Origin of the sequence: Flavobacterium piscis, assembly GCF_031457575.1 — a bacterium.
In the GTDB taxonomy this organism is placed as follows: domain Bacteria; phylum Bacteroidota; class Bacteroidia; order Flavobacteriales; family Flavobacteriaceae; genus Flavobacterium; species Flavobacterium piscis_A.
This window is the reverse complement of record NZ_JAVDWQ010000003.1, coordinates 336,454-362,772: the sequence shown is the minus strand read 5'-3', so window position 1 is coordinate 362,772 and position 26,319 is coordinate 336,454. Positions and strand designations below refer to the sequence as shown.

General features: G+C 34.1%; 19 protein-coding genes. 12 read left to right on the top strand and 7 right to left on the bottom strand.

The genetic code is table 11. The features are described 5' to 3' along the window. Nucleotide 1 precedes the first annotated feature (1 nt). The 8 genes from J2W48_RS06850 to J2W48_RS06815 all read left to right on the top strand — a co-directional run bounded on the left by J2W48_RS06850 (nt 2) and on the right by J2W48_RS06815 (nt 15,084). On the top strand, nt 2–1,693 hold the full coding sequence (locus J2W48_RS06850; RefSeq protein WP_310279710.1) for a fasciclin domain-containing protein: 1,692 nt from the start codon (nt 2–4) through the stop codon (nt 1,691–1,693). Nucleotides 1,694–1,749: 56 nt separating this feature from the next. Beyond that, on the top strand, nt 1,750–3,174 hold the full coding sequence (locus J2W48_RS06845) for a fasciclin domain-containing protein (RefSeq protein ID WP_310279707.1): 1,425 nt from the start codon (nt 1,750–1,752) through the stop codon (nt 3,172–3,174). Between the two features lie 18 nt (nt 3,175–3,192). Then, entirely contained in the window at nt 3,193–6,381 is a 3,189-nt protein-coding gene (locus tag J2W48_RS06840; RefSeq protein ID WP_310279706.1) for a SusC/RagA family TonB-linked outer membrane protein, read from the top strand. 37 nt (nt 6,382–6,418) lie between these two features. Beyond that, complete coding sequence (locus tag J2W48_RS06835) at nt 6,419–8,155, top strand: RagB/SusD family nutrient uptake outer membrane protein (RefSeq protein WP_310279704.1); 1,737 nt, start codon at nt 6,419–6,421, stop codon at nt 8,153–8,155. 947 nt (nt 8,156–9,102) lie between these two features. Beyond that, nucleotides 9,103–9,798 carry an ABC transporter ATP-binding protein gene (locus tag J2W48_RS06830; RefSeq protein ID WP_310279703.1) on the top strand — a complete coding sequence of 232 codons (696 nt, stop codon included), beginning with the start codon at nt 9,103–9,105 and terminating at the stop codon, nt 9,796–9,798. Between the two features lie 26 nt (nt 9,799–9,824). Continuing rightward, complete coding sequence (locus J2W48_RS06825; protein ID WP_310279701.1) at nt 9,825–12,278, top strand: TonB-dependent siderophore receptor; 2,454 nt, start codon at nt 9,825–9,827, stop codon at nt 12,276–12,278. A gap of 9 nt (nt 12,279–12,287) precedes the next feature. Further along, on the top strand, nt 12,288–13,736 hold the full coding sequence (locus J2W48_RS06820; RefSeq protein ID WP_310279700.1) for an ABC transporter permease: 1,449 nt from the start codon (nt 12,288–12,290) through the stop codon (nt 13,734–13,736). Between the two features lies 1 nt (nt 13,737). After that, complete coding sequence (locus tag J2W48_RS06815; protein ID WP_310279698.1) at nt 13,738–15,084, top strand: DUF3526 domain-containing protein; 1,347 nt, start codon at nt 13,738–13,740, stop codon at nt 15,082–15,084. A gap of 80 nt (nt 15,085–15,164) precedes the next feature. On the opposite strand, the gene J2W48_RS06810 is transcribed toward J2W48_RS06815, so the two are convergent. Continuing rightward, the gene (locus J2W48_RS06810) at nt 15,165–15,470 is read right to left on the bottom strand and encodes a hypothetical protein (protein ID WP_310279696.1); all 306 of its coding nucleotides are present in this window, start codon (nt 15,468–15,470) and stop codon (nt 15,165–15,167) included. 194 nt (nt 15,471–15,664) lie between these two features. Between J2W48_RS06810 and J2W48_RS06805 the strand changes: the two genes are divergently transcribed. Together J2W48_RS06805 and J2W48_RS06800 are read left to right on the top strand one after the other, a co-directional pair. Next, entirely contained in the window at nt 15,665–16,153 is a 489-nt protein-coding gene (locus tag J2W48_RS06805; RefSeq protein WP_310279694.1) for a DUF1761 domain-containing protein, read from the top strand. A 118-nt stretch (nt 16,154–16,271) separates the two neighbouring features. Continuing rightward, entirely contained in the window at nt 16,272–17,417 is a 1,146-nt protein-coding gene (locus J2W48_RS06800) for a GNAT family N-acetyltransferase (protein WP_310279692.1), read from the top strand. Nucleotides 17,418–17,424: 7 nt separating this feature from the next. Here J2W48_RS06800 and J2W48_RS06795 read toward each other — a convergent pair whose 3' ends face one another. Beyond that, entirely contained in the window at nt 17,425–18,294 is an 870-nt protein-coding gene (locus tag J2W48_RS06795) for a diacylglycerol/lipid kinase family protein (protein WP_310279690.1), read from the bottom strand. Nucleotides 18,295–18,356: 62 nt separating this feature from the next. Between J2W48_RS06795 and J2W48_RS06790 the strand changes: the two genes are divergently transcribed. Then, on the top strand, nt 18,357–19,319 hold the full coding sequence (locus J2W48_RS06790) for an App1 family protein (protein ID WP_310279688.1): 963 nt from the start codon (nt 18,357–18,359) through the stop codon (nt 19,317–19,319). Nucleotides 19,320–19,533: 214 nt separating this feature from the next. On the opposite strand, the gene J2W48_RS06785 is transcribed toward J2W48_RS06790, so the two are convergent. Then, entirely contained in the window at nt 19,534–21,447 is a 1,914-nt protein-coding gene (locus J2W48_RS06785; RefSeq protein WP_310279686.1) for an ABC-F family ATP-binding cassette domain-containing protein, read from the bottom strand. A 73-nt stretch (nt 21,448–21,520) separates the two neighbouring features. On the opposite strand from J2W48_RS06785, the gene J2W48_RS06780 reads away from it, so the two are divergent. Then, the gene (locus tag J2W48_RS06780; protein ID WP_310279684.1) at nt 21,521–21,904 is read left to right on the top strand and encodes a DUF983 domain-containing protein; all 384 of its coding nucleotides are present in this window, start codon (nt 21,521–21,523) and stop codon (nt 21,902–21,904) included. Here J2W48_RS06780 and J2W48_RS06775 read toward each other — a convergent pair. The 4 genes from J2W48_RS06775 to porL all read right to left on the bottom strand — a co-directional run bounded on the left by J2W48_RS06775 (nt 21,885) and on the right by porL (nt 26,308). Beyond that, nucleotides 21,885–22,958, bottom strand: coding sequence for an NAD(P)/FAD-dependent oxidoreductase (locus J2W48_RS06775; protein ID WP_310279683.1), 1,074 nt, complete (start codon nt 22,956–22,958; stop codon nt 21,885–21,887). The two genes, J2W48_RS06780 and J2W48_RS06775, sit on opposite strands and share 20 nt — an antisense overlap. A 75-nt stretch (nt 22,959–23,033) precedes the next feature. Then, nucleotides 23,034–24,023, bottom strand: a complete 990-nt coding sequence (gene porN, locus J2W48_RS06770) for a type IX secretion system ring subunit PorN/GldN (RefSeq protein WP_310279834.1) — start codon at nt 24,021–24,023, stop codon at nt 23,034–23,036. Nucleotides 24,024–24,067: 44 nt separating this feature from the next. Beyond that, entirely contained in the window at nt 24,068–25,609 is a 1,542-nt protein-coding gene (gene porM, locus J2W48_RS06765) for a type IX secretion system motor protein PorM/GldM (RefSeq protein ID WP_310279681.1), read from the bottom strand. A gap of 51 nt (nt 25,610–25,660) precedes the next feature. Then, entirely contained in the window at nt 25,661–26,308 is a 648-nt protein-coding gene (porL, locus tag J2W48_RS06760) for a type IX secretion system motor protein PorL/GldL (protein WP_310279679.1), read from the bottom strand. Nucleotides 26,309–26,319 lie beyond the last annotated feature (11 nt).

Sequence of the window (26,319 nt, the reverse complement as noted above, 5' to 3'; positions counted from 1 at the left end):
CATGAAAAGATACACTGCATTACCAAAATTGATGAGACTTACTTTAGTGGTTTTTTTAACCCTGGCATTTCTTAACTGTACTTCAGAGAAAATAAATGAACGTACAGATGAAACAGTAAACATTACTGGTTTTTTGAGACAAAATGATGACTTTTCCATGTTTTTGGAAATGTTAGAAATCACTAACAATGCTTCATTTATGAATACTTACGGCACTTATACTTTGTTCTTACCGAACAATGCCGCTGTAAAAAAATATTTAACCGATATCGGTGCTGCATCTGTTAAAGACGTGCCATCAAAAGATTTGGAAGATATCGTAAAGCTCCATATCCTTGATCAGGAAGTAGCTACTACATCATTTACCGATGGAAAAATTGCAACCCCAAGCCAACAAGGGCAATTCATCATTACAGGTGCTGCTAATGTGGGTGGTGCTTCCAGCATTACTGTTAATAAAACAGCGCAAATCACTGCTTCAAATGTAAAAACAGGAAACGGAGTAATACATGTAATAGATAAAGTGTTGCGTGTTGCCAATAAAACTTTAGCGCAAACTATAGAGGAAAATGAATCATTTTCTTTATTTACCGAAGCCTTAAAAGCAACAGGGTGGTACGAAAAATTAAATCAACCCTTAACTTCAACAACTGTTGATGGAAAAACTACACTTACCGGACATCTAACGGTCTTGAGTGAAACAAATGAGGTATTTAAAGCAGCTGGCATCAATACCCTTGAAGATTTAAAAACAAAATACAGTCACTTAAACGATCCTTTGAATCCTGCTGATAGCCTGAATCTTTTTGTGAGCTACCGTATTTTGCCAAAGCTTCAATATTTAGCAGATTTAGCTGTTTCACCATCATTAGAAACCAAAGCGCCCCTGGAAGTAATTAGTGTAAAACTGGCTACAGGTACTATTTTATTAAACGAGGAAACTTTTAATGGCGTTTTAGAAAAAGGAATTCCTGTTAATCGTCCGGGAAGTGATGTTACTGCCTCAAATGGGGTGGTTCACGCTGTTGAGCAAAATTTCTTTATTAAAAAGAGAAACCCGGCTCCGGTTTATTTTGACCTGGCTGACCAACCGGAGTTCAGACAATTGAGTGCGGTTTTTAGAAAACCCGGCAATACGGCAACACTGGCAAAATCTCTTTTTAGTGAAGTTACCTGGGATGGTGTTGATGCACTAACTTATATATGTGCTCCCAAAGGGAATTCTAATTATATAGACCGTGGATGGAACGGTGATGTAGTTGAAATATTCCGCTTTAGAAATGGTAATACTCAAAATATTGCCTTTAAAACACCGGTAATTATAAAAGGAAAATATAAAGTTTGGGTAGCTTATAGACAAAAAGCGACTAAAAACCCTACTGTTAAAGTTCATTTTGATGGTGTAGCACTTCCCAGACTTATTAACTTTCAGGAAGGTGGTAATGTTACTTTAAATGAAAGGGTTTTAGAATCACAAGGGTATAAAAATCATGTCTCTCCATTCACTAACCGATTTAATACAAGGCTTTGTGGTATTATCGATGTACAAACTACAGGCCGACATACTATAACTTTTGAGTCGCTTTCTAATCCTGGTGACACTGCCTGGCTGGATGTGGTAGAATTCCGCCCGATAGATATGGATCAGTTGTATCCAAGATTACAATCAGGTGGTCAGGGTTTTGCTCCTTAATAATTACCTAATTAAGTCAAAAAGGACTCTAATCAAAAACCTAATTACCTAAAAAAATGAATACATTAAAATTAATATATAAAACACTCTTTGCTGGTATTCTGACAATAGCATTAGTTTCGTGTTCTGATCCCTGGTCAGATCGTGAAAATAATGGCGATAACAATTTAAATTCAAATTTAAGTGAAGCCATTTCGGCTACATCAGAAGTATCAAAATTTGGAGAGTTATTGACAAAAACAGGATATGACAAAATTTTGTCAGCCTCTAAAACGTATACTGTTTTTGCACCCGTCAATGAAGCTATTGACCAGCTGGATGCTTCGATTCTTAATAATCCTGAAGCACTGTCTGCTTTTGTAGCCAACCATATTGCATTAACTTCCTATTCTTCTGTAAGAAATGAAGATACTGTGCAAATAAAAATGCTGAGTGAAAAATATTTAAATTTTAAAGGGAACAATCTGATATCTGATGCTACTATTGTTTCTGCAGATCATTATGCTAAAAATGGTGTTTTTCATATCATCAATCATACTCTTGCGCCAAAAATGAATATTTGGGAATATATCAAGTCACAAACAAGTTCTTCCTCAATGAGTAATTATTTGGTAAGCCTGAATGAATTAAACATTTATGATTCTGACATTGCAGCTAAAGAAAATGCAATACCGGGCGTATTTGCTGACTCACTTAGTAACTCCTTTTTAAAAAATGTTTACAATGTAAATAACGAAAAGAATTCTTATACGCTGTTTTTAATCGAGGACGAAGGTTATGATACTGAAGTAGATAAACTTAAGCCTTACCTGAACAAACCTACTGCAGATTCGACAACTACTTATTCAAGGTATTTTACAATTAGGGATATGGTTTTTCCAAAAGCGTATAGGCCAAATGAATTGCCAAACGAATTAACTACCCGTTTTGGTGTAAATGTACCAATAGACAAAACACAAATCATTGGAGAGCCAGTTGTTTTGAGTAATGGAATTATATACCACATGAAAAAGGTCGATGTCCCTTTAGTTAATCGTTTAGTTCCTACTAAAATAGAAGGAGAAAAAAACACTTCATTCTTCCCTGCTGACCTGCGTAGCAAAATTCTATATCGTGATCTTAAAGACCCTTCCGGAGTCTTGTTTAACGATATCTACGTGAAAAACACTAAAGTTTCAAATTTTCAACTCCGTTATTTTGCTACTGATTTATACAGCACCACTTACCAAGTATATTGGAGAGCCATAAACAATCAACCAACTGTTTTTCAACAAAAGGTAGCAATAATTAATGGTGGTATATCACAAGATATTCCATATACCAATGTAGCTGTAAATTTTTATGATGAAGTTTATATCGGAGAATTGAGCTTAACTCAGGCTGGCAGTATGAATACTTTCCTACTCGCCAATACTACAACTGCAGACGGCACCAACTCACTTACCCTTGATTATTTAAAATTTGTTCCTGTCGTTAAATAATATTTTATAAAAATAGATATGTTAAAAAATTTACAACTAACCTGGGTGATAAGTATGTTCTTTTCTGGAAGCCTTAGCTTATCCTTATACGCTCAAACCGCTCAGGATTCAACTGCAGCAACTGTTACCACCGCTCCAAAAATAAAAAAAGGAATCTTTGTTAAAGGTATTGTTAAAGATGCTAAAACTAAAGGAGGGCTTTCAGGTATAAATGTAGTAGTTAAAGACTTTTCGGCAGCAATTACTAATGATGATGGTAGCTTTGAAATAAATGTACCCCACTTGGAAACACTGCTTACTGTAAGTGGCCAGGAATTTCAAACCAAAGTTTTTCCAATTAAAAATAGAAATTCAGATTTAGAAATCTTTTTGTATGAAGCGTATTATTCGCCAACCTATCAAATAGGCAATTTGCCTACCGGAGAAGAACTTCAGTACGGAAGCACAAAAGCAGTAAATGTGGTAAATTTTAAAACCAATCAATGGTCCAGTCCTGTTAAAGAATCTGTGGGAGACTTTCTTCAGGGAAGAGTAGCCGGATTAAACAGTGTTAGAAAATCAGGAGTTCCAGGTGCCGGGGCATACCTGACCCTGCGTGGTTTTACTTCTTTATACGGAACAAACAAACCGTTAATTATTGTAGACGGAATGATTTATGACGATGAAGATTATGGTTCTGGAATTATACAAAATAATGGTTCTTCACCACTGGAAAATTTAGATGTTAAAGATATTGAAAACATCACTGTCCTTAAAGACGATAGTGCCCTTTACGGAACGAAAGGGGCTAACGGAGTACTTATTATCAACACCACACGCCCAACAGAATTAACTACTAAAATTGATTTCACCATGTACGGAAGTGCGAACCAAACCCCGGAACAATTGCCAGTTATGGGTGCTGATGCCTATCGCACACATATTTCGCAATTAGAAACTTCCCGTGGACTTTCACAAGATCAGATCGCCGCTCTTCCCTACATGAATGATAATCCGTTAGTTCCGGGATATTATAGATATCATAATGAAACCAATTGGCAGGACAGGGTTTTCAAATCAAGTATAAGCCAAAACTATTTCCTTAAAATTCGCGGTGGTGATGATATTGCAAAATATGGTTTATCAGTAGGATATCTTAACAATGAAGGCATTGTTGAAAACACCAAATCAACTCGCTACAGTACTCGTTTAAATGCAGCTTTACGTTTAACAGAAAAATTCCACGTAGATGCCAATATGTCTTTTATCAATAATCTTCAGGATCAAAGGGATCAGGGGTTTGCTTATAAAACAAGTCCAATATATCTGGCTCTTACAAAATCACCATTTTTAACATCTAATGCCATTGGTAATGATGGAACTCTTTCGCCAAATCTGGCAGATACAGATGATTTTAATGTTAGTAATCCAAGAGCCATCATCGATAATGGAATTGGAACCAACAAAAACTACCGTTTCTTTGGAAATTTGAATTTTAAATATATCATTAATAATTCCTGGAATGTAAACACTCTTTTTGGGCTGACTTATAACAAGGAGCGTGAAACTTTCTTTATTCCGGATAAAGGAGTAGCCGACATTATTCTACCTACTGCCATAGGTAAAAACCGTTCTGGTAGCGAAGTACAAATTTTCAATAGTATTTATACGGACACTTATGCTAATTACTTTACCAAATTAAAGGACGATCATAAAGTCGATGTTCGTTTTGGTTTTAGAACCCAAAGCAATCATTCTGAAAGCGATTTAGGGTTAGGTTACAACTCTGCTACAGATGATTTTACCAGTGTCGGGGCCGGATCTAACTTACTGCGTCAGGTAGGCGGGGCTTTAGGAGAATGGAATTGGCTGAATATCTACGCCAGCGCTAATTACAATTATCATGATAAATATTTCCTGACTACCAGTTATGCTGTTGATGGTTCCAGCCGTTTTGGCGATGATCTGGATGGATCTGATAAATTCTCTTTAATGACTGCCTTAACAGGAGCATGGATGGTTTCTGCTGAAAATTTCATGAAAAATTCAACAGTTATTGACTATTTTAAATTAAGAGGGACCCTTAGCGAAAGCGGAAATGATGATATCGGAAACTTTACAGCTCAAAAATATTATGTTTCCCAAAACTTATTAGGTGTACAAGGCCTGGTAAGTGGCAATATTGGAAATCCAAACTTACAATGGGAAAGAGTTAAAAAAGTTAATTTCGGTGCTGACTTTGGGTTGTTAAACGAGCGTATTAATCTTTCTATGGATTTTTACGGCAAGAAAACAACTAATATGATTGTTTATGAATCTGTTAGCAATGTAAGTGGTTTTGATTATGTGGTTTCTAATAGTGCTCAGATGCGGACTTTCGGGACGGAAATGTCTTTGAATGCCCGTGTCCTGAGTTCGCCTGATTTTACTTTTGATTTTGGTTTGAATTTAGCTACTTATAAAAACGAAATACAAAACCTTCCAAACGGAGATATTCTTACTCAATTTGGCGGAGCAACTTACATTACATCAGTAGGTCATGATGCTAACTTATTCTATGGTTTAAAAACTAATGGTGTTTATTCTACAACTTCGGATGCTCAGGCAGACGGATTGTCCAGACGTTTGACGAATGGTCAACTGGTGCCTTTCACAGGTGGGGACATGCGTTTTACAGATACTAACGGAGATAAGGTTATTGATGATAATGACCGGATGGTTATCGGAAATCCAAACCCGGATTTTACCGGAAGTTTTACGGCTAATTTTACCTACAAACGTTTCAGTCTGCAAGGTCTGTTTAATTTCTCAGTAGGAAACGACCTTTATAACGGAGTACGCTACAATATGGAAAAAATGAGTGGCTACGAAAATCAAAGTGTCGCTGTAGAAAACCGCTGGAGAGCAGAGGGGCAACAAACTGATATGCCAAAGGCAGTATGGGGAGATCCGATGGGGAATGCCAGTTTTTCTGACCGATGGATTGAAGATGGTTCTTATTTAAGACTGAAAACTTTAGTACTGGGATATGATTTTAATGTTGCCAAAATGAATTATATCAAGGCTGTAAAAATTTATGCTACTGCCAATAACTTGTTTACCCTAACAGATTATCTGGGATATGACCCTGAATTTAGTGCTACCCCGTCCCTATTTGGTCAGGGAGCAGATATAGGATTAACTCCACAGTTCAGAACCTTTCAATTGGGATTGCGTTTAGGCCTTTAATTATTTTACACTATAGAAAAACTTACCGATGATAACAATGAGTACAACAACAAAAAATGGCATTTTATGGGTTTTTACCCTCCTATTTAGCCTCAGTTCCTGTTCAGACTATCTGGATGTACAACCTGAAGATAAACTTGTCGAAGAGCAAATGTATCGTAATTTATATGATGCAGATGCAGCCGTTTTTGGAGTTTATGGAAAATTCATGGCACTTGCAGAAAAAAATATTATTTTGAATGAAATGCGTGCCGATTTGATGACGACAACCCGAAATTCCAGTCCTTTCCTAAAAGAAATTTCAGAACACAATGTTTCAGCAAATAATCCTTATGCCAATCCTAAAGATTTTTATGTAGTGATTCAAAACTGCAATAATGTGCTTAAAAATTTCAATGTCATGCTTAAGGAAAAACGCTTTACCCAAGAACAATATGATCAGCGTTATTCGGATATTGGAGCGATTCGCAGTTGGGTTTACCTGCAATTAGGAATTCATTATGGAAGTGTTCCTTATATCACGGAACCTATTGAAACTTTAGAAGATGTCAGAAATATTTCGAAATATCCGAAATTACCATTCAATCAACTGCTGGATCAACTGGTTTTATTTACAGAGAATTTGCCCTATAATAAATTATACGATGCAACAAGTTCTTTAATGATTAATATAGATGGCTACAATACAGATAAATTCTTTATCAACAAAGAATGTCTCTTAGGTGATTTACAACTTTGGAAAGGAAATTATAACAAGGCTGCCATCCATTACAAAAACGTTATGGAAACATCAACTAATAGTGGTAACGATACCGATCGTTTTAATATGTACCGCATAAAATTTGCTGAGGTTGTTACTCATGACGACTTAGCAGTTGGCTATAGAAGAGATTTTACAGAAGATGCTGCATCTTTAGTCAATAGCAATACGCAAGGGTGGCGATCAATTTTTGCACGGGATAGAGATGTACTATGGAACACAGAATGGATCTGGTCTTTGCCTTTTGAAAATAATTTTGCTCCTAAAAACCCATTCATTACTTTGTTCTCTAACAAAAATGGGGACTATCTGGCGAAACCTTCGCAAAGCGCTATTGATTTATGGAATAGTCAAACACAAAGTAATAATATCCCTTACGATGCACGTGGATCTAAATTTTCCTATAACATCGTAAATGGTGACCCTGTTATTATGAAATATCTTTATAGCAGTGAATCTGTGCCTTCGACTGGAATTGCCAATACAAAAGGGCAGTGGTTTTTATACCGTGCGGCAAAATTACATCTGCGTTATGCAGAAGCAGCCAACAGAGACAACCAACAAAAAGTAGCTTATGCCATTTTAAATTACGGTATAAAAACGGCTTACACTCCACCAGCAAATCCGGCACTTACTGACGTTACGAATATTCAGCAAAGCAACGAGCCATTTCCTTATGATTTTGACGCTCGTATGGGAGATTATCCGTTTTTTAGAGCAAACTGGCACCGTGGCGCAGGAATTCGTGGCCGCGCCTATATGAAAGCCGCCGGAGTCATTGGAGATGATGTGATTACCACTGAAAATAATATTATTAATGAAGATGCATTAGAGCTGGCTTACGAAGGAAACCGCTGGGAAGATTTAGTTCGTGTAGCTTTACGCCGAAATGACCCTGCATTTTTAGCTGATAAAATTTATGAAAAACTTAGTAAAGATGGAAATGGCAAAGCAAGTGACGTACGTTCTAAACTAATGAATGTTAACAATTGGTATTTGCCTTTTTCCTGGTAACAAAAGAGAATTTAACTTTTTGTTACTAAAAAACCTTATCAGTAAATGAAATTACTGATAAGGTTTTTTTTATAAATAAGTTTTGATTTTAGAAAATTCCACAAACTTGAAATACTTTTGTAAAAGTAATATCAGAGGATTATGCTTGTCCAAACAGAATGAATACTTTACATCTTCTGTTTGGTTTCTTCCGTAACACAAATATTAATTCTTTAAAAAAACAAATACAACTTCATCGCATTTGCAATTAAGATTTATATATTTGCAACCTAGTTGCATTTTTAGCAATAAAAGATTTCCAAAAAATCAAGAATGAATAAAAAGAAAAATTTAATAATTAATCTTTTAATGTCTCTAACTGTATTGTTCGCAATGCTTTTTCAGACATTACATTCTTATGAGCATCTTTACAAGCAAATAACCGAGAAACATTGTGATCATAAATATACTGCTCACGAAAACCAAATAACACATAGTCACTACGCAGATAATAACTGTCCTGTTTGTCATTTTGCATTCAGTATTTTTATTTCAGATTCGTTTCATGCTTTATCATTCCATAAAACAACAGTTGTCACTTCCATTGTATTCATTTACAATAAAGTTACATCAGGCTTTTTTAAAGGTAGCCTCTTTGCCTTGAGGGCACCTCCTTCTCTATTTTAGTTTACTACATTTTTTATGTCGGATCATCTTTAGCTTTTAGGTATAAAAGTTAAGAATGCTGTATGCCATTATTCTTTATAATGAGTATCAAAGAGATAAATTATTATAAAGAATTTTTCAACTGATTTATCTTTTATCAAAAGATGTTTCCTTCAGGACTTTTGCTGTAAACTTTCAATTCAATTATCAAAAACTTCAACTAGTTGTTTCAATTTAACAACGTGTTTTAGTTTCTCATTTATTACGCACAGAAAATTAATCCCAAAAAATAAAAAAAAACTATGCTTATAGCAGAAAACCTAACAAAAAAATATGGCGATCACGTCGCTTTAAATGCACTTAACTTAACAATTAAAGAAGGCGAAATTTTTGCTCTTTTAGGACAAAATGGTGCCGGAAAAACCACTACTATCAACTTATTTTTGGGCTTTATACAACCAACTGACGGCAAAATAAAAATTAACAATATATCTGTTGTTACTGATGCAGATAAAACCAAAAAAGATGTGGCATACATTCCTGAAACGGTAATGTTATATCCAAACCTTACCGGACTTGAAAACCTGAAATTCTTTTCGTCTCTGGCAGGATTTAAATATTCAAAAGGAGAATTAACTTATTTTTTATCAAAAGCCGGTTTACAAACTACTGCTCATGATCAAAATTTAGGTGGATATTCTAAAGGAATGCGTCAAAAAGTAGGTATTGCCATTGCGATTGCAAAAAGAGCAAAATTGTTATTATTAGACGAACCTACGAGTGGTTTAGACCCAAAAGCATCAAACGAGTTCTCTCAAATCCTGAAAGAACTTTCGGCAGACGGAACCGCAATTTTAATGGCAACACACGATATTTTCAGAGCCCGTGAAGTCGCTACGCATATAGGAATCATGAAACAGGGAAATCTCGTTACAATCATTGAAGCTGAAAAAATATCAGCAAATGAACTTGAAGACCTCTATTTACAAACCGTTTAAAAAAGGAAGATTTCCATCAACATAAAATGAAACATCTATTTATAATTCTAACTTTTATCTTTAGTTCAGGGATTTTACAAGCTCAAAAAATTAACGGAAAAATTACAGACAGCAATACTAAAGAAGTTGTTGCGGGAGCCAATATCAAATTATTGAATACTGATCAGGCCACAAATTCAGACCAAAATGGTACTTTTTCACTTGAAGGAGAAGGAACACTGGAAATATCGTATACAGGTTATAAAACATTGCTAATTAAATCGTCAGCTGAATTTCTGACCATACAAATTGAACCTAATTTGAATGAATTGCAAACCGTTGAAATTATAGGTCGCTCAACCAGAAAATACAACAGCGACTATTCTTTTGCAGCAACAAAAACAGCGGCACTTAATAAGGATATTCCGCAATCCATTTCAACGGTAACCAAAGAATTAATTGCAGATAAAGCAGCATTTTATCTGGCCGATGCAGTAAAAATGACAAGTGGCGTAATACCGGCAAGTTATTACAATCAATATACCATTAGAGGAATCAGCCAAAACGAAGAAGGGCAAATTATAAACGGAATGCGTACGCGCCAATATTATTTTCTGCAGCCCCTAACGAGTAATATTGAACGTGTTGAAGTAATTAAAGGACCATCAAGTGCCACATTCTCCTCTGTAGATCCGGGCGGAAGCATCAATTTGGTCACCAAAAAACCTTTGGCAACAGATCATAAAGAGGTTAGTTTAAGTGCAGGAAGTTTTAGTACTTTTAGAGGAGCTCTTGATTTTACAGGACCTTTAAACGAATCTAAAACGTTATTATACCGGGTTAATGCGGCTTATCAGGAAGCAAAATCGTTTCGTGATTTAGTAAATAATAAATCATATTTAATCTCACCATCATTCAGTTATATTCCGAATGAAAAAACAGCAATTAATACGGAATTGATTTTAAGTGACATGACCGGAATCCTCGATCGGGGTCAACCTATATTTGGAGCTGTTGCAGGGCAAACAAGCTTAAATAAAACTCCAATAAGTCTGAATTTAGGTGCTCCAAGTGATTTCTTCAAATCGAAAGAAATGGTTTTCACAACGAATTTCTCTCATAAATTCACTTCAAAAATTGGTTTTAATACCTCGTACATGAAACAATCCTGGAGAGAAGACCTTCAGGAACACAGAACCACAAATGGGTTTGCTGTAGACATGAACAATCAGCCAGTCACAAGTCTGGCCATGATGCAGTTTGTACAACGCCAGCAATATTGGAACGTTGACAATTTAACGGCTTTTTTAAATTTTGATTTAAAAACCGGAAAACTGAATCATAAATTATTAACCGGTTACGATTTAAGCAGCTGGAATAAAACCAAAGGTGGCGGACAAAATGCAGCAAGAGGTTATTTATTGAATGACGGAACTGTTGCCAGCACTTTTGTTCCGGCAAACTCCGCTAATTATCAAACTATAACCGTTGACGGAGTGGTTTTACCAAGACCAAATGTAAATTATTTTAATTTAAACAACCCAACGTATACGATTACTAGTGCGAATGATTATACTTTGAATATTAGAAACCCTTTACCATCGGCATTAACGACTACAAACGCCATTTATATTCAGGATCAGATTCAGTGGGAAAAATTTACTTTTTTATTAGGATTGAGAAATGAATGGTTTGCCGATATTACTAATTATGAAACTAATAACGAATTGACCGTAAAAAAATCAGCTTTATTGCCTCGTGTTGGGGTTACTTATGAAGTAAATACTGAAATTAATGTTTACACCACTTACCTTGAAGGCTATCAGCCACAATCGAATACGGTTACTTTAATGCCTCAAACCGGAAGTTTACCTGCCGGAAGTTTGTTTGATCCGCTGGAAAGCAATTTGAAAGAAGTCGGTTTAAAAGCTACTTTTTTAAATAACACCATGAGTTTTAATGCAGCCGTTTACGAAATAAATCAACGTAATATCCTGATGAATGCTAATGATCCTGTAAATCCGGATTTATTGGTAACAAGAGGTGCTGAAAGAAGCCGTGGTTTCGAATGCGATTTGGCAGGATATATTACGTCAGACTGGCAAATCAATGCCTCTTACAGTTATATCGATGCTAAAATTACAAACGATCGCGATGTTTCATTAATTGGGGCAAGAAAACAAAACACACCAAAAAACAGCGCCAATTTATGGACCCGTTATAATTTTAAAGCAGATTCGGCTTTGAAAGATTTAGGAGTTGGTTTTGGCATGCAATATCAAAGCAGCAAAGTGCCTTGGTTTACAAGAGATTTCACGCTACCCGATTTTACTGTTTTTGATGCCGCTTTATATTACAAACCAGAAAAAAGCAATATCCAAATTGCTGTAAATGCAGGAAACTTATTCAACAAAACATACTGGTTAGGCGCTCAGAATTATTTAAGATTATTTCCCGGAGCACCAAGAAATGCAACGCTTACTGTAACTTATAAATTTTAATCTGTAACTATGTCATTATACGTAGAAAATTTAATAGCCCAACATTTTAGAAAATCTGTTTTTAAAAATTCGGCTGTTTATATCATCACTGTTTTTATTGGTATTTTATTGGTTTACGCTGCATTTTCAGGTTGGAAAAATTATACCAATCAAAATGAAACCAGCGAAAAATACCAACACGAATCCAGAGAAGACTGGTTGAAAAATCCGGATAAAAATCCGCACCGAATGGCACATTACGGAAATTTCGCTTTTCGCAAAAGTACCTCATTAAGCGTTTTTGAATTTGGAATGGAACCTTTTTTCGGAAATGCCATTTTTCTGGAAGCACACAAACAAAATACAGCCAATTTCTCTGAAGCCGGATTCTCTAACAGCATGCTTCGTTTTGGCGAAATTAGTATTGCAATGGTCTTGCAAATCTTATTGCCTTTACTGATCTTTTTCTTAGGATTCAACTCTGTTGCTTACGAAAGAGAAAACGGAACCCTGAAACTGCTTTTGAGTCAGGGAATCAGCTGGAAACAACTTCTGTTGGGCAAAACTTTAGGAATTGCCTCTGTCATCATGATGCTTTTTATTCCCACCATTATTGTTCTTGTTTTCGTTTGGTTGTTACTTCAAAATTTTACGATTTCGGCAGATGAAACGATTAAGATGGTCTTATTTGTTCTTTTCCATTTTATATATCTGATATTTTTCTGCGCAATTGCCGTTTTGATTTCAGCTTCAAGTAAAACATCAAAAAAAGCATTGGTCTCATTAATTGGGATTTGGCTGGTTTTCACCATTATTTTACCAAGAACCACTCAGGCAATTGGTTCCTATATTTATGAGGCCCCTTCGAAAATACAATTCAACAGCGATATCGAAAAAGATATTTTAAAACAAGGTGATAGTCATAACCCAAATGATCCGCATTACAAAGCGATAAAAGATTCATTGCTTCGAACATACAAAGTCGATTCTGTCCAAAAATTACCTTTCAATTATTCCGGTTTTATCATGACCGAAGGCGAAAAAATAAGTTCGAATATTTACAACAAACATCTTGAAAGCTTACTCGAAATTTATAAAAAACAGAATAGCTTTTCAAAAACAGTTTCTTTTGTAAATCCGTATATCGCCATGAAAAACTTGTCAATGGGATTATCGAATACAGATTATGATTCGTACATCGATTTTCAAAAACAAGCCGAAGCGTATCGTTACAGCATGGCGCAAAAAATGAATGCTTTACAAATTAAATACATAAGCAACAAAAAGCCGGGCCCAAACGATAAGCCACTTACCATCGGTAAAGAACACTGGGCTGACGTACAGGAATTTCATTATGAACCAAAAGGAATTATCAGTGTCCTGAAAAGCGAAATCGTTTCGATTATCTCAATTATTCTCTGGATTTGCTTGCTGTTTATCTTCATTAAAATAGCCGCTAAAAACCTAAAAGCCATTTAATATGTTAGCATTATTATTTAAAAATTTCATACGATCGAAAGGAACAAAAATCGGATTGCTTTTTTTGTTGCTTATCGGGTTCATCAGCCTTTTAATTGGTCATCAGTTTCAACAAAAACAAAGCCAAAATATAACGGAAGCAGCAACGTATCAAAAAGAACATATTGAGAGAAATGCTGCTTATCATTCAGACGAGATGGGACTTCTGCTCTATTACATCAAGTTTTCATTGGTCAATAAAACATTGCCCATAAACAGTCTGGCAATTGGGCAGCGCGATGTAAATCCGTCGATACAAAGTGTTACGATTCGCGGTCTGGAAGGACAGAAATACGATTCGGAACTCAATAATCCGAACAATTTGATGTTAGGAAATATCGATTTTAGTTTTGTTCTCATTTATCTTTTTCCGCTTCTGATTATTGCTTTTACGTATAACATTGTTTCTGAAGAAAAAGAAAGCGGTACCTGGAAAATTGTAGCAACACAAAGCGATAATACGTTTTTCTATATTCTGAAATTATTTTATATTCGAATTTTAAGTTTAATTGCATTACTAACACTTGTACTTTTTATTGCGATTCTCTATTTACAAATTCCATTAGACCAATCACTTTTTACCTTTTACATTTTAAGCGTTTTATACATTCTTTTCTGGTTTGCAGTTTGTTTTTATATTGTTTCACTTCAAAAGAATTCCAATTTCAACGCTGTGATTTTATTAACGATCTGGTTGTTTCTGATTATTATTCTTCCTGCAGCAATCAATACGTATATCGTTAATAAATATCCCGTTCCGGAAGCTTTAGAACTTACGTTGAAACAACGAAATGCCTATCATGAAAAATGGGATATGGATAAAAAAATAACAATGGATAAATTCTACCAGCATTATCCGCAATTTAAAAGTTATCCTTTGCCTGATAGCGAATTCAGCTGGCTTTGGTATTATGCGATGCAGCAAATGGGCGACGACGAATCAGCCGTTCAATCTAAAGAATTAGAAACAAAATTAAAGCAAAGAAACGAAGCGAGTCAAGCCATAGCGCAATTTATTCCGACTTTGCACACTCAAATTCAGCTCAACGAAATTGCCAAATCTGATTTAGGAAACCAGCTTTTATTCATGGAAAAAACAAAAGACTTTCATGAAAAATTGCGATTGTATTTTTATCCAAAAATCTTTGATAATGCCGATGTTAAAAAAGAAAACTGGTCTAAATTTAAAGTAGCAACTTTTAGCGATGCATCACCAATGAATTTTGCTAAAACCTTATTACCATTGTTCGCTTTCAATTTGTTACTGATAGGTTTAGGCTGGATGAATTTCAGAAAAAAACTAAACTAATTATTCAAAATATGGTTTAAATCCTCAAAAAGAAAGACTGCCATTGGGCAGTCTTTCTTTTTGAGAGTTCATTATAAAACTTATGCTCTAAACAATGCATATTTATTATAATCATATAAAACCTTGTCGTATGGCACAAATAAAGGTGCCATTTTCTCTGATGAAGCATCAAAGTCGATTCCATTGTGCTTCCTGAACAAATAAATTTCTTTTAAACAATTAGATAAACTCTGGTGGATTGAAGTCGTAAATGTTGGCAATTGTTTATCGCCAACCAATAAATCAATCTGGTAATTAGAGCTGCTTTTTGAAAGATTGTTGCCAATAATTCTTATTGTGAATGTTGTAGAAACCCCATTTTGTTTTCCCTGATACTGTACTACCATAGTATTAAATTTAATAATGTGGATAAATTAGATATAAATAACTTCAAACTTTTAATAATTGCTGAATTCTTGATTAAAGTTATAAAAAAAAAGGAAACCACAATAATAACTATATTAAATTATTATTTTTTTAGTAACTTTTATTTCGTCATTTTTAATTAAATTTGAAAAACTAATTATAAAAACCTCATATCATGGAAATTAACCCTTTTGCATTATTAGCTTCAGCTGCTGTCACACTAGTTGTTGGTTTCATCTGGTACAATCCAAAAGTTTTCGGGAATATCTGGATGAAAGAAAATAATTTAACTCAGGAAGAACTCCAAAAAGGAAACATGCTTAAGATTTTCGGGCTTACCTATATCTTTTCTCTAATGATAACGTTGATTGAAATGGGACTAACCATCCATCAATCCGGGGCCATTGGAATGATTGGGGGACCTCCGTTAATTGATAGTGCGAAGCCGTCATTTAATGCTTTCATGGCTGATTACGGAACGGTTTACAGGACTTTTAAGCATGGTGCGCTTCATGGATTCATGTCAGGTTTGTTTTTTGCTTTCCCAATCATAGGAATTACTGGATTATTCGAAAGAAAATCCTGGAAATATATTTTCGTTAATGCCGGATTCTGGATGGTAACCCTAACTTTAATGGGCGGAATTATTTGTCAATTTGCCTAAATTCATAAATGTAAAACCCGCTTGAAACTAAATCTCAAACGGGTTTTTCTTAATAATAACATAAAGAAAGCAGGTTATTATAAATATTATCTAATTTTGAAAAAATTAGCTTCCACATTTGAATACAACTTATTCTTTCGAAATATACAATAGCGTATCATTACTACCTTTAGAATGGAATACGCTAGCTACAGATAACATTTTTTTGACACGGGAATATCTCGAAGTTCTGGAAAATTCTTCTCCTATAAATATGATTTGCCATTTTATTGGATTTTTTGAAGAAGAGCAACTTTGCGGTATTATCGTAACTCAATTTTTATTTGCAGAAAAACTGCAATCTTTTGGAGAACGCGATAAGTGCTTAAAAACCTCTGTTCGAAATTTTGCTTTCAAAAATTTTGCATCGCACGTTTTGTTCATCGGTAACAATATGCTAACCGGGCAAAATGCATTTGCTTTTGATAAAAACGTAAAGCAGTCTAAAGCGATTAAAACACTCCATAAAGCAATCACCCAGCTAAAAAAACAGCTGAAAGCAAATGGAAAAAAAGTACATATAACCAGTATAAAAGATTTTACAGCGACAGAAATTAAACCACTACAAGCTGAATTTAAAAACAATTTTACATTTTCAACCCAGCCTAATATGGTTTTTGAAATCAATGAAAATTGGACATCAGAACAGGATTATGTTGATGCATTATCTAAAAAATATCGTGATCAATATAAACGTGCCAGGAAAAAAGCTAACGGAATCGAAAAACAAAAAATGTCTTTGTCTGACATTAAAAAGCATGAAGATATTATTTACGACTTATACTTTCATGTCGCTAAAAATGCTCCTTTCAATACTTTTTTCCTGGCCCGAAACCACTTTAGCTTTTTTAAAGAAATCATGAAAGATGACTTTTTGCTGTATGGTTATTTTTTAGACGGGGAACTTATAGGCTTCAATACTCTTATCAAAAATGGAAATGTAATGGATACCTATTTTCTTGGCTACGATGAAAGTATACAACGCGAGAAAATGCTATATCTAAACATGCTTTACGACATGATTGCCTATTCAATTAATCAGGGGTTCAAAGAGATTGTTTTTGCCAGAACCGCTCTTGAAATAAAAAGTTCCATAGGAGCAAAACCTGTAAAAATGTATGGCTTAATTACGCACAGCAATGCTCTGATCAATCATAACATTGGTAAATTATTTGATTATCTGGAACCTAAAACCGAATGGCAGGAACGAAACCCGTTTAAATAATGGTCATTTACGTAACTGCAATTTTCATCTGTTTATGTAAAATATGAATTTCCAATAATGTTTGGGCACCACAATATTCTCCGTCAATTTGAAAATTAACGGGATAATTTGTTTTGATTTCAGCTTTATCCGTCGAAATAATCACAATATCCTCTGAATCTATTGGCATATTCCCTGTAATAATTTTTCCCAGTAATAATATATCCAGGCTTTTTAAAATTACCAATTCGAATCTTCCATCGTTCATAGCCCCATTTGGATTAATAGTTACACCTGTTCCATATTTCTGAGAATTGGCAATTACGACTATTCTGGCAGTGTGCTCAACGGTTTTTTTATTTGCGGTAATCGTTGCTACAAAAGGTTCGTTTGAATCTGCCAGAGTTGTATAGGCTTGCAAAGCATAACCCCAAAATCCTCGCAAATTACTTTCTTCATAATTCTTAACCAGATCAGCATTGATTCCGATATCACTTAAGTGAATACTTTTTTTGCCGTTAATGCAAATCATATCCATTTCTATATAGTGATTCAAAAAAGCAATTTTTAAATTTTCTTCGACTGTGCCGGGCAAATTTAAATCTACTGATAATCCGTTCGCAGAACCTGCTGGCAAAATTCCAATAATAACATCGTGATTTTCCATGGCTTCGGCAACCATTTTTATGGTACCGTCACCACCGGCTACTACGATGCGTTCAGGAACATGTTGATTATAAAGTTTTTTTAACTCTGCTGAATCATTATTGCCAGTTGTTTCATATACATTCAAATTAAAATGATTATTATCCGCAAATTCCGTTACAGCTTCAATCAAATCTGATTTATCTAAATCCCCAGAAATTGGGTTTACCACGAAAATGATATTCTTTTTCAAAATTTTATCTTTAAAAATCGATTAAAATAATTAATTTACAGCTTCTATAAAAGTACACATTAATGAAACCAATTTTACAATTATATCGGGGTTATGCAAATGAACAGGAATTAATCGTAATGGGACATGTTTTCAGAACTGACAATGATTATGATTTTCAAAAGAAAAACTTTAAAAATGCTACTTCTATAGTCAATCTTTTTCAGATAAAAACCATTAAAAACTTTGATGTATACCTTAAGCTTGGCGACTTAGAAATTCACACCAAAACTCTGGATGATGGTTATTTTAAATTCTGTATTCCGCTTGAAATAGAGTTCAATTTTGGATGGATGCAATATGAAGTAAGTATTAAATACCTAAATGAAATTATTACATCAACCGGAAGTTTTATAAGGCCACATAAGGGCAACGTAGGCATCATTTCGGATATTGATGATACTTTTTTGATTTCACATACGCGAAATGTATTTAAAAAAATGTACATCCTTTTATTTAAAAATGTAAATGACAGAAAGGTTTTTAAAGATGTTGTCCCACATTATCAGGCCTTGAGCTCTGCCGGAAGAAACAACAAAGAGGAACAGAATGCTTTTTTTTATATTTCGAGCAGCGAATGGAACCTGTATCGTTTTATTGTAAAATTTACCAAAATCCATCAGTTGCCAAGAGCTGTTATTTTATTAAAAGATATTAAAACGGGTATTGCAGATTTTTTTATGAGCGGAAGAGGTAACCACAATCATAAGTTTGATAAAATAAAACATGTTTTGGAGTTTTATCCGAATCTTAAATATGTTTTATTAGGAGATGATTCACAACACGATCCATTTTTATACGAGCAAATCTGCAAAATATTCCCTGTTACCGTAAAAGCAGTTTATATCAGACAAACAGGCAAATATCCAAAAGAAAACACAAAGGCAATTTTAAAAAATCTGGAAAACCTGGAGGTTTCTGTTTGCTATTTTAAGGACAGTAGTGAAGCGATTATGCATTCTAAATCTATCGGCATTATTAAATAATTTTGAATCGATATATATCTGAAAATACATCCGAAGTTTTGAAACTTCTAAATTACTATTGTCCCAGCCCAGATTGCAGAGAAAAGCCCGGAGCAAAAACCCTGTATTTCCTGTTGTAAAAAAGCGACTGAAAGAAGCTCTTTTTACGACATTAGAAATACAGGTTTTTTTGTGAGGACTTGTAACGGAAAGCTGGAAATAGCTCCCGAAACTATTAAGCGCTAAAATTATCTATTTCTTCCTGAACAATTTCCCAATCCAATAATAATTGATCCAGGTCTTTTTTCTTTTTGTTATATGCTGTGAAAAAGGAAGCATCTTCGATATGTTTATCATAATTAGAGGCTAACAATTTATCATCGTGCTGAATGTCTCTTTCTAATTGCTTGATTTGACTTTCGACTTTGCTTAATTTGTTTTGTAACGCTTTTCCTTTTTTCTGATCTTCATATGAAGTTTTATTACTTTCTTTTGGAGCCGCAGCTTTGGCAACATCTTTTTTCTCGACCTCGCGCATGTTTTCAAGATTGCGTTGCTCTAAGAAATAGTTGATATCGCCTAAATATTCTTTTATTTTTTGATCTTTGAATTCATACACGATATTCGACATTCCCTGAAGGAAATCCCTGTCGTGCGAAACCAATAGTAAAGTCCCGCCAAATTTTTGAAGAGCGGCCTTCAAAACATTCTTAGATTTGATATCTAAGTGATTCGTTGGCTCATCCATCAGCAATACATTGATTGGCTGCAATAACAACTTACAAAGTGCTAAACGGTTACGTTCTCCTCCTGAAAGTACTTTTACTTTTTTCTCGACATCATCACCACGGAACAAAAAGGAACCTAACATGTCACGAACTTTAGAACGATTCGTATCCATTGCTGCATCTTCCATCGTTTGAAGCAATGTAATTTCGCCATCAAGATATTCAGCCTGATTTTGGGCAAAATAACCCAACTGTACGTTGTGTCCTAATTTGATATTTCCTTCGTATTCAAACTCATCTACTATAGCTTTAATAAAAGTTGATTTTCCCTGACCATTCTGTCCTACAAAAGCAATTTTACTTCCGCGTTCCACTAATAAATCAATATCTTTTAAAATAACCTTATCTCCGTAGGCTTTTGTAACATGTTCAGCTTCAACTACAACCCGGCCTGGTTCTTTTGAAACCGGAAAAGAAATATTCATTACAGAATTATCATCTTCATCAACTTCAATTCTCTCTACTTTATCTAATTTTTTAATCAACGATTGCGCCATTGAAGCTTTTGAAGCTTTTGCACGGAATTTCTCGATTAATTTCTCGGTTTCTTCAATTTTTTTAGCCTGGTTCTTTTGTGTAGCCAATTGCTTTTCGCGAATTTCATGGCGCAATTCTAAATATTGGGAATAGGGTTTATTGAAATCGTAAGCTTTCCCTAATGAAATTTCAATAGTGCGATTCGTAACATTATCTAAGAACATTTTATCGTGCGATACAATTACTACAACACCGGGGTAATTACGAAGGAAACTCTCCAGCCAAATGATACTCTCAATATCCAGGTGATTCGTTGGCTCATCCAGAAGCAAAACATCATTCGATTGTAATAGTAATTTTGCTAATTCGATACGCATTCTCCAGCCTCCTGAAAATGTCTCAGTCTGGTTATTGAAAACTTCTCTTTTAAAACCTAATCCTAAAAGAATTTTCTCAGTATCTCCCACATAATTATACCCTCCTAATAATTCAAAACGATGGGTATAATCAGATAAATCTTCAATAATCTGACTGTATTCTTCACTTTCATAATCGGTTCTGGTAACCAGTTGATGGTTAATTTGCTCTAATTTTTTTTCAACAATTTTAATATCCGTAAAAGCTTCATAAGCTTCTTCAAGAACGGTTCTTCCTTGCTCAAAATCGATATCCTGACGCAAAAAACCCATTTTGATTTCTTTTTCGGTGGCTATTTGACCGGAATCTGGTTTAAAATCTCCTGCCAGAATTTTTAGCATCGTAGATTTACCTGCACCATTTTTCCCAACAAGTCCAACTCTATCACCGGCACCTAAACGAAAAGTTACTTCTTCAAACAAATAAGAACCTCCGAAAGAAACCGATAAATTATGTATATTAAGCATGTAATGTTATTTTATAACTAATTGATTGTGTAAATTTACAATCCCAAATTGATGGAAAATAAATTTTTTGCAAATGTTAAAAAAAGGATTGAAATTAAATAGTATTTTAACAGGAAGTTGTCCTAAATGTCAAAATGAAAGCATGTATTCTGACAAAAACCCCCTGCATTTGACTAAAGTTCTAAAAATGAATGAAAAATGCAGTCATTGTGGATTAAAATACCAAATTGAACCTTCATTCTTTTATGGCGCAATGTATGTGAGCTATGGATTAAATGTTGCCTTAGGAGTTGCCACATTTATTATTTCATTTGTTTTTTTTAAAGCCTCTATCGGATATTCTTTCATATCCATAATTGTAATATTAGTCCTTTTGCTTCCATTCATCTTACGTTTATCAAGAAATATTTACATTAATATGTTTGTGTCTTATGATCCTAAGGCCGGTCAAAAGTAAGTGACTTTAAATATCTTTTATGAAATCTCCTGATATCAATTTCTGCACTTAAAGGGATTTCATTTTCAATTTTTTTGAATAACGCTTCTGCCATTGCCGGACCAAGCATTACACCACGTGTTCCTAAACCATTCAGGATATGTATTGACTTACGGTCATGATGCGTACCAATTAATGGTCTTCTGTCTTTAACTGTTGGCCTGACTCCTGCGAAATGCTTTATAATCTCGAAATCGCATATAATAATTTCCCTGATACGTTCCAGAAGTTCCTGCTTTCCCTCTTCTGTTGGCACATCTGTTTTGTCTTGCCAGTTGTATGTTGCACCTACTTTGAATAAATTATCCCCCAATGGCAATATAAAAACACTGGTATTAACAATAACATCTAAGTTCAGCTGAGGGGCTTTTATGATAAATAATTCACCTTTTGTACCATCTAAAGGTAAATAATTAAAAAAGGGATTTTTATGCAAACCAAAGCCTTCCGCAAAAATAATATGATGTGCCTTAATATTTTTATACTGTATTCCAAAATTCAAAAATTCAATAAGACGGTAATCAAAAAACTCCTCTAATAGTAAATTATTTTTCAATAAGTATTTTTTGTAGCTATCTAATAACAAAACAGTATCTACATATCCTGTATGTAAAACCTCTCCATAATTATATGGTGACTCAATTCCACTATATTTCTTGTAAACTAATTTTGTAGATAAAAAAGGGGCTAAGTTTTTTTTATCCGAAGCTGAGAACCAGTTATTCTGCTCTTCTATAGAGAAAAATTTTCTTAAAATTGGAAGTTTAAAATTAAATTTTTGACTGAGTTTAGATTGAATATTTTCATAAAAATAATTCATTATGTTGAGTTGTTCCTGAGCCTGCCATACTTCACTAAATCTTTTTAAAATCACAGGATTATACAGCCCACCTGCAATTCTTGATGAGTTTTGAGATTTATCATCAATCATTAAAATCGTTTTGTTGTGTTTTAAAGCTGTTTCTGCAAAAGAAATTCCTGCTAATCCAGATCCGACAATTATAAAATCAATCATGTATTAATGGTTTAAATGAAAAAACTCTTACTATAAATATAGTAAGAGTTTTTTTATGATGTAAATTTCAACTACTTAGTAGTTCCACATATCTTGTTCGAAATTACGAATCTTTTCTTTCACTCTCTCTGATTCCAACAATTGATTTTGTGCATTATCTTTCATGTATTCTTTAATCTCACGATCTCCGTACAAGTTTTCTTCTTTGTAAATAACAGCATTAAAACGTCTGGAATTCAAAATCTGATCGAATGAAATCGGCAATGCTGAATTATTGTCATTAAAAGCTTTTGCTTCATGCAAAACTTCTCTTGCATTTGGATAGAAAACCCAAAACAATTCAATATAATCCTTTTCGTCACTATTCATAGTGTAAACATCAGGAGTTACCGGACAAATACCAAGTAAACGATATTTCAATTCACTTTGGCGTTTATCAAAATACCAATATCCTTTAATTTTATACTCAGAAACATCCTGAGCAGTAAGATCTTGTTTCAATATATACTCAGATGGAACTGTTCTTGTTGCACCAACTGTTTCTTCAACATAAGTAACAACCTTTTTTTTACCAGTTCCGGTAACAACTTTTTTCTTCACAACATGTGTTTTATAGTCATCCGGATATTGGTTAATTAATTCTCTACCAGCATCTGTAGTATCAATACGGGATAATGAACCCTCGATATCTTTCATAGATTTTTTAGTATTGAAATAACTATCAGTATATACTTCTGTTATTTTCCCATTTTTAAGAGCTTTCGTTAAAACATCATATAAAGAACGTCTATTGGAACCTATGTTAGCTGTATCTATAGGAAAATATAATGGAAAGTTGATTTTTTCATTTAAATCAATAATTTCCCAAGTTGTTTTCCCCATTAATACATCTCTGTCATCTACGTAACCATAAGCCAATGGCTTATCATTATCTGAGATAAGTTGTGCCGGCGTCTTAAGACCTATCTGATCCGGAGTTTTCGCATTAAGCAAATTTGATTGCGCAAACGAAGAAAAACCTCCTGCGATAGAAACTATAGCTATTAAAAAATTTCTTACTTTCATCATGATATCATTATAAGATATTGAACGTAGTTTTACCTACTTTATTATTGTATTTCATAAATTACCGGAGCCGTTCTTGGTAGTAAATAACTTCCTGCTCCAACAAGTTTAGTTTTAATTTCAGAAATTGTAACCTGATCACCTCTTCCTGCTTTAGAAAGAACTGATTTACATTGTGCATTTAATCTGTTACCGTTCACTACAACTGTAGGCTGCCCGGCAATTTTTAAATTAAATCCAACAACATCCAAACCAACTTCAAAATCAAAATCAAGCAATTTAGCACCAATAGTAGCAATTTCTAAATTAGATTTAGGTCCTGTAACAACACCCATTTCACCTCTAATTGTTCCTGTTGGCCCTGGAATACCTTTAATTCTGAATGTTTTCTTATCTGTAACTTTTTCTCCGTTTGGCAATGTTCCTGTAACAGAAATTGTTGTTTCTGTACCTTGTCCCGGGCTCATGTTATATTTACCTGGTTTACCAGCTGAGTTTAAGCCTGGAGCACTTGCAACAATTTTGTTAGCATCAACACCAGCAAATGATACAGAGATTGGATTAACAACACCTCTATATACCACATTCATTTTATCAGCAGAAATAGTAGCAGAGTTTGGTCTTGGAACTACAACGTATTTTCCTTCAAATTTAAGTGGAATATTTTTCCCGTCTTCTAAGAAAGTAAATTGTCCATTGATGTTTTGTTCTCCAACACCTCCGGCTGTTAACGAAATAACTGCTTGTCCGTTTACAATTTGTCCAGGTCCCTGAAATGAAGTTGGTTTTGTATTCTCGTCATAACGTCCCAAAACTACTTTACCGGTAACTTTTTCTCCCTGGAAATAAGCATTTTTATCTAAAACAACAATTGCCTGATAATTACTGTAAGATGCAGCAGCTACAGCAGCTTTTCCTAAAGCACTATTGTAAACATCTGCTTCTACTTTTTTAACATCATTCTGCCATGCAGAAAGTTTAGCAGCTGATGCAATTGCTGGAAATCCTTTAAAGTGATATGCTAAGTATTTTTCTTTTATACCATCCTTGTTTTTTACTTCAGAAACATCAAATTTTTTCTCAATTTCAGAAATAATACCAGCATATTTTTTTTCTGTACCTAAAGCAGCTTTAATATCTGATTTATATTTCTCAATTTTAGAGATAATTTCATTACCTTTTTTAGTGTAACCGTCTCCTGTAAACCAGTCGTCGATATTATCTCCTCTGTCCATAGACTCATAAGGTAATTTACCCGTTTCTTTTTCAACTTCAAATCCTTTAATAGATTGAGCTTTTAAAGCACCGATATAATCATAAAACTCTTTTGAAATAGTTTCAATTTTATGAGCTGTTTCTGCAGCAATTGCGAATTCTCCTTTTGCTTCAGCAGCTTTTTGATCTAAAGACATCAATAAACTTGCATTTGTTTCAGTTGAACTAGTATTTGCACTTTCAAACTTTTCATTCATCAGACCAAAAGCAGATATAACTTCTTTTGATACATTCATTGCTAACATTGCGATGAAAACCAGATACATCAGGTTAATCATCTTCTGTCTAGGGGTTAATTTTCCTCCTGCCATTTTTTTTTAATTAGTTCTTATTAATAAATTTAATATATAGTTAAAAACTAATTATCCTTTGTTACTCATTGCAGAAAGCATTCCACCGTAAACATTGTTTAAAGAAGCAATATTTGCAGTCATAGATTGCATTTGTTCTTTTAATTTAGATGCGTTGTCAGCTATTTCATTATTTGCTTCAGTATTTCTTGAAGCACTTTCTAATTGTACTTTATACAAACTGTTTAATGATTCCATTTGTGCAGCAGCCATAGCTATTTCATCAGCATATTTCTTTTGTCCTGCAATAGAATCTACTGTTGGAGAAATTGCTTTTGCAGCTCCCTCGAAATTTTTAATACTGTTTCCTAAGCTTGACATTAACTCACTGTCAATTTTAGCTTCTTTAAGCATTATGTCTAATTTTTGAGATAATAAACCCTGAGCATCAGAAGGAGTTTCAGCTTTGTCAGTTTTTTTTCTAGCCTGACCATTTGCCAATTCTGGATAAACAAGAGTCCAGTCTAACTCTTCATCAACAGGTTCAAAAGCAGAAAGTGCAAAAATTAATGCCTCAGTTAACAATCCCACAGAAAGCATAACGGTACCAGTTAACGGTCCAATTTCAAAGTGAGTAATTTTGAATAACGCTCCAATAATTACCACTGCCGCTCCCATACCATAAGCGAAATTCATTGCTTTTTTACTTAATAATGCCATAATAATACTTG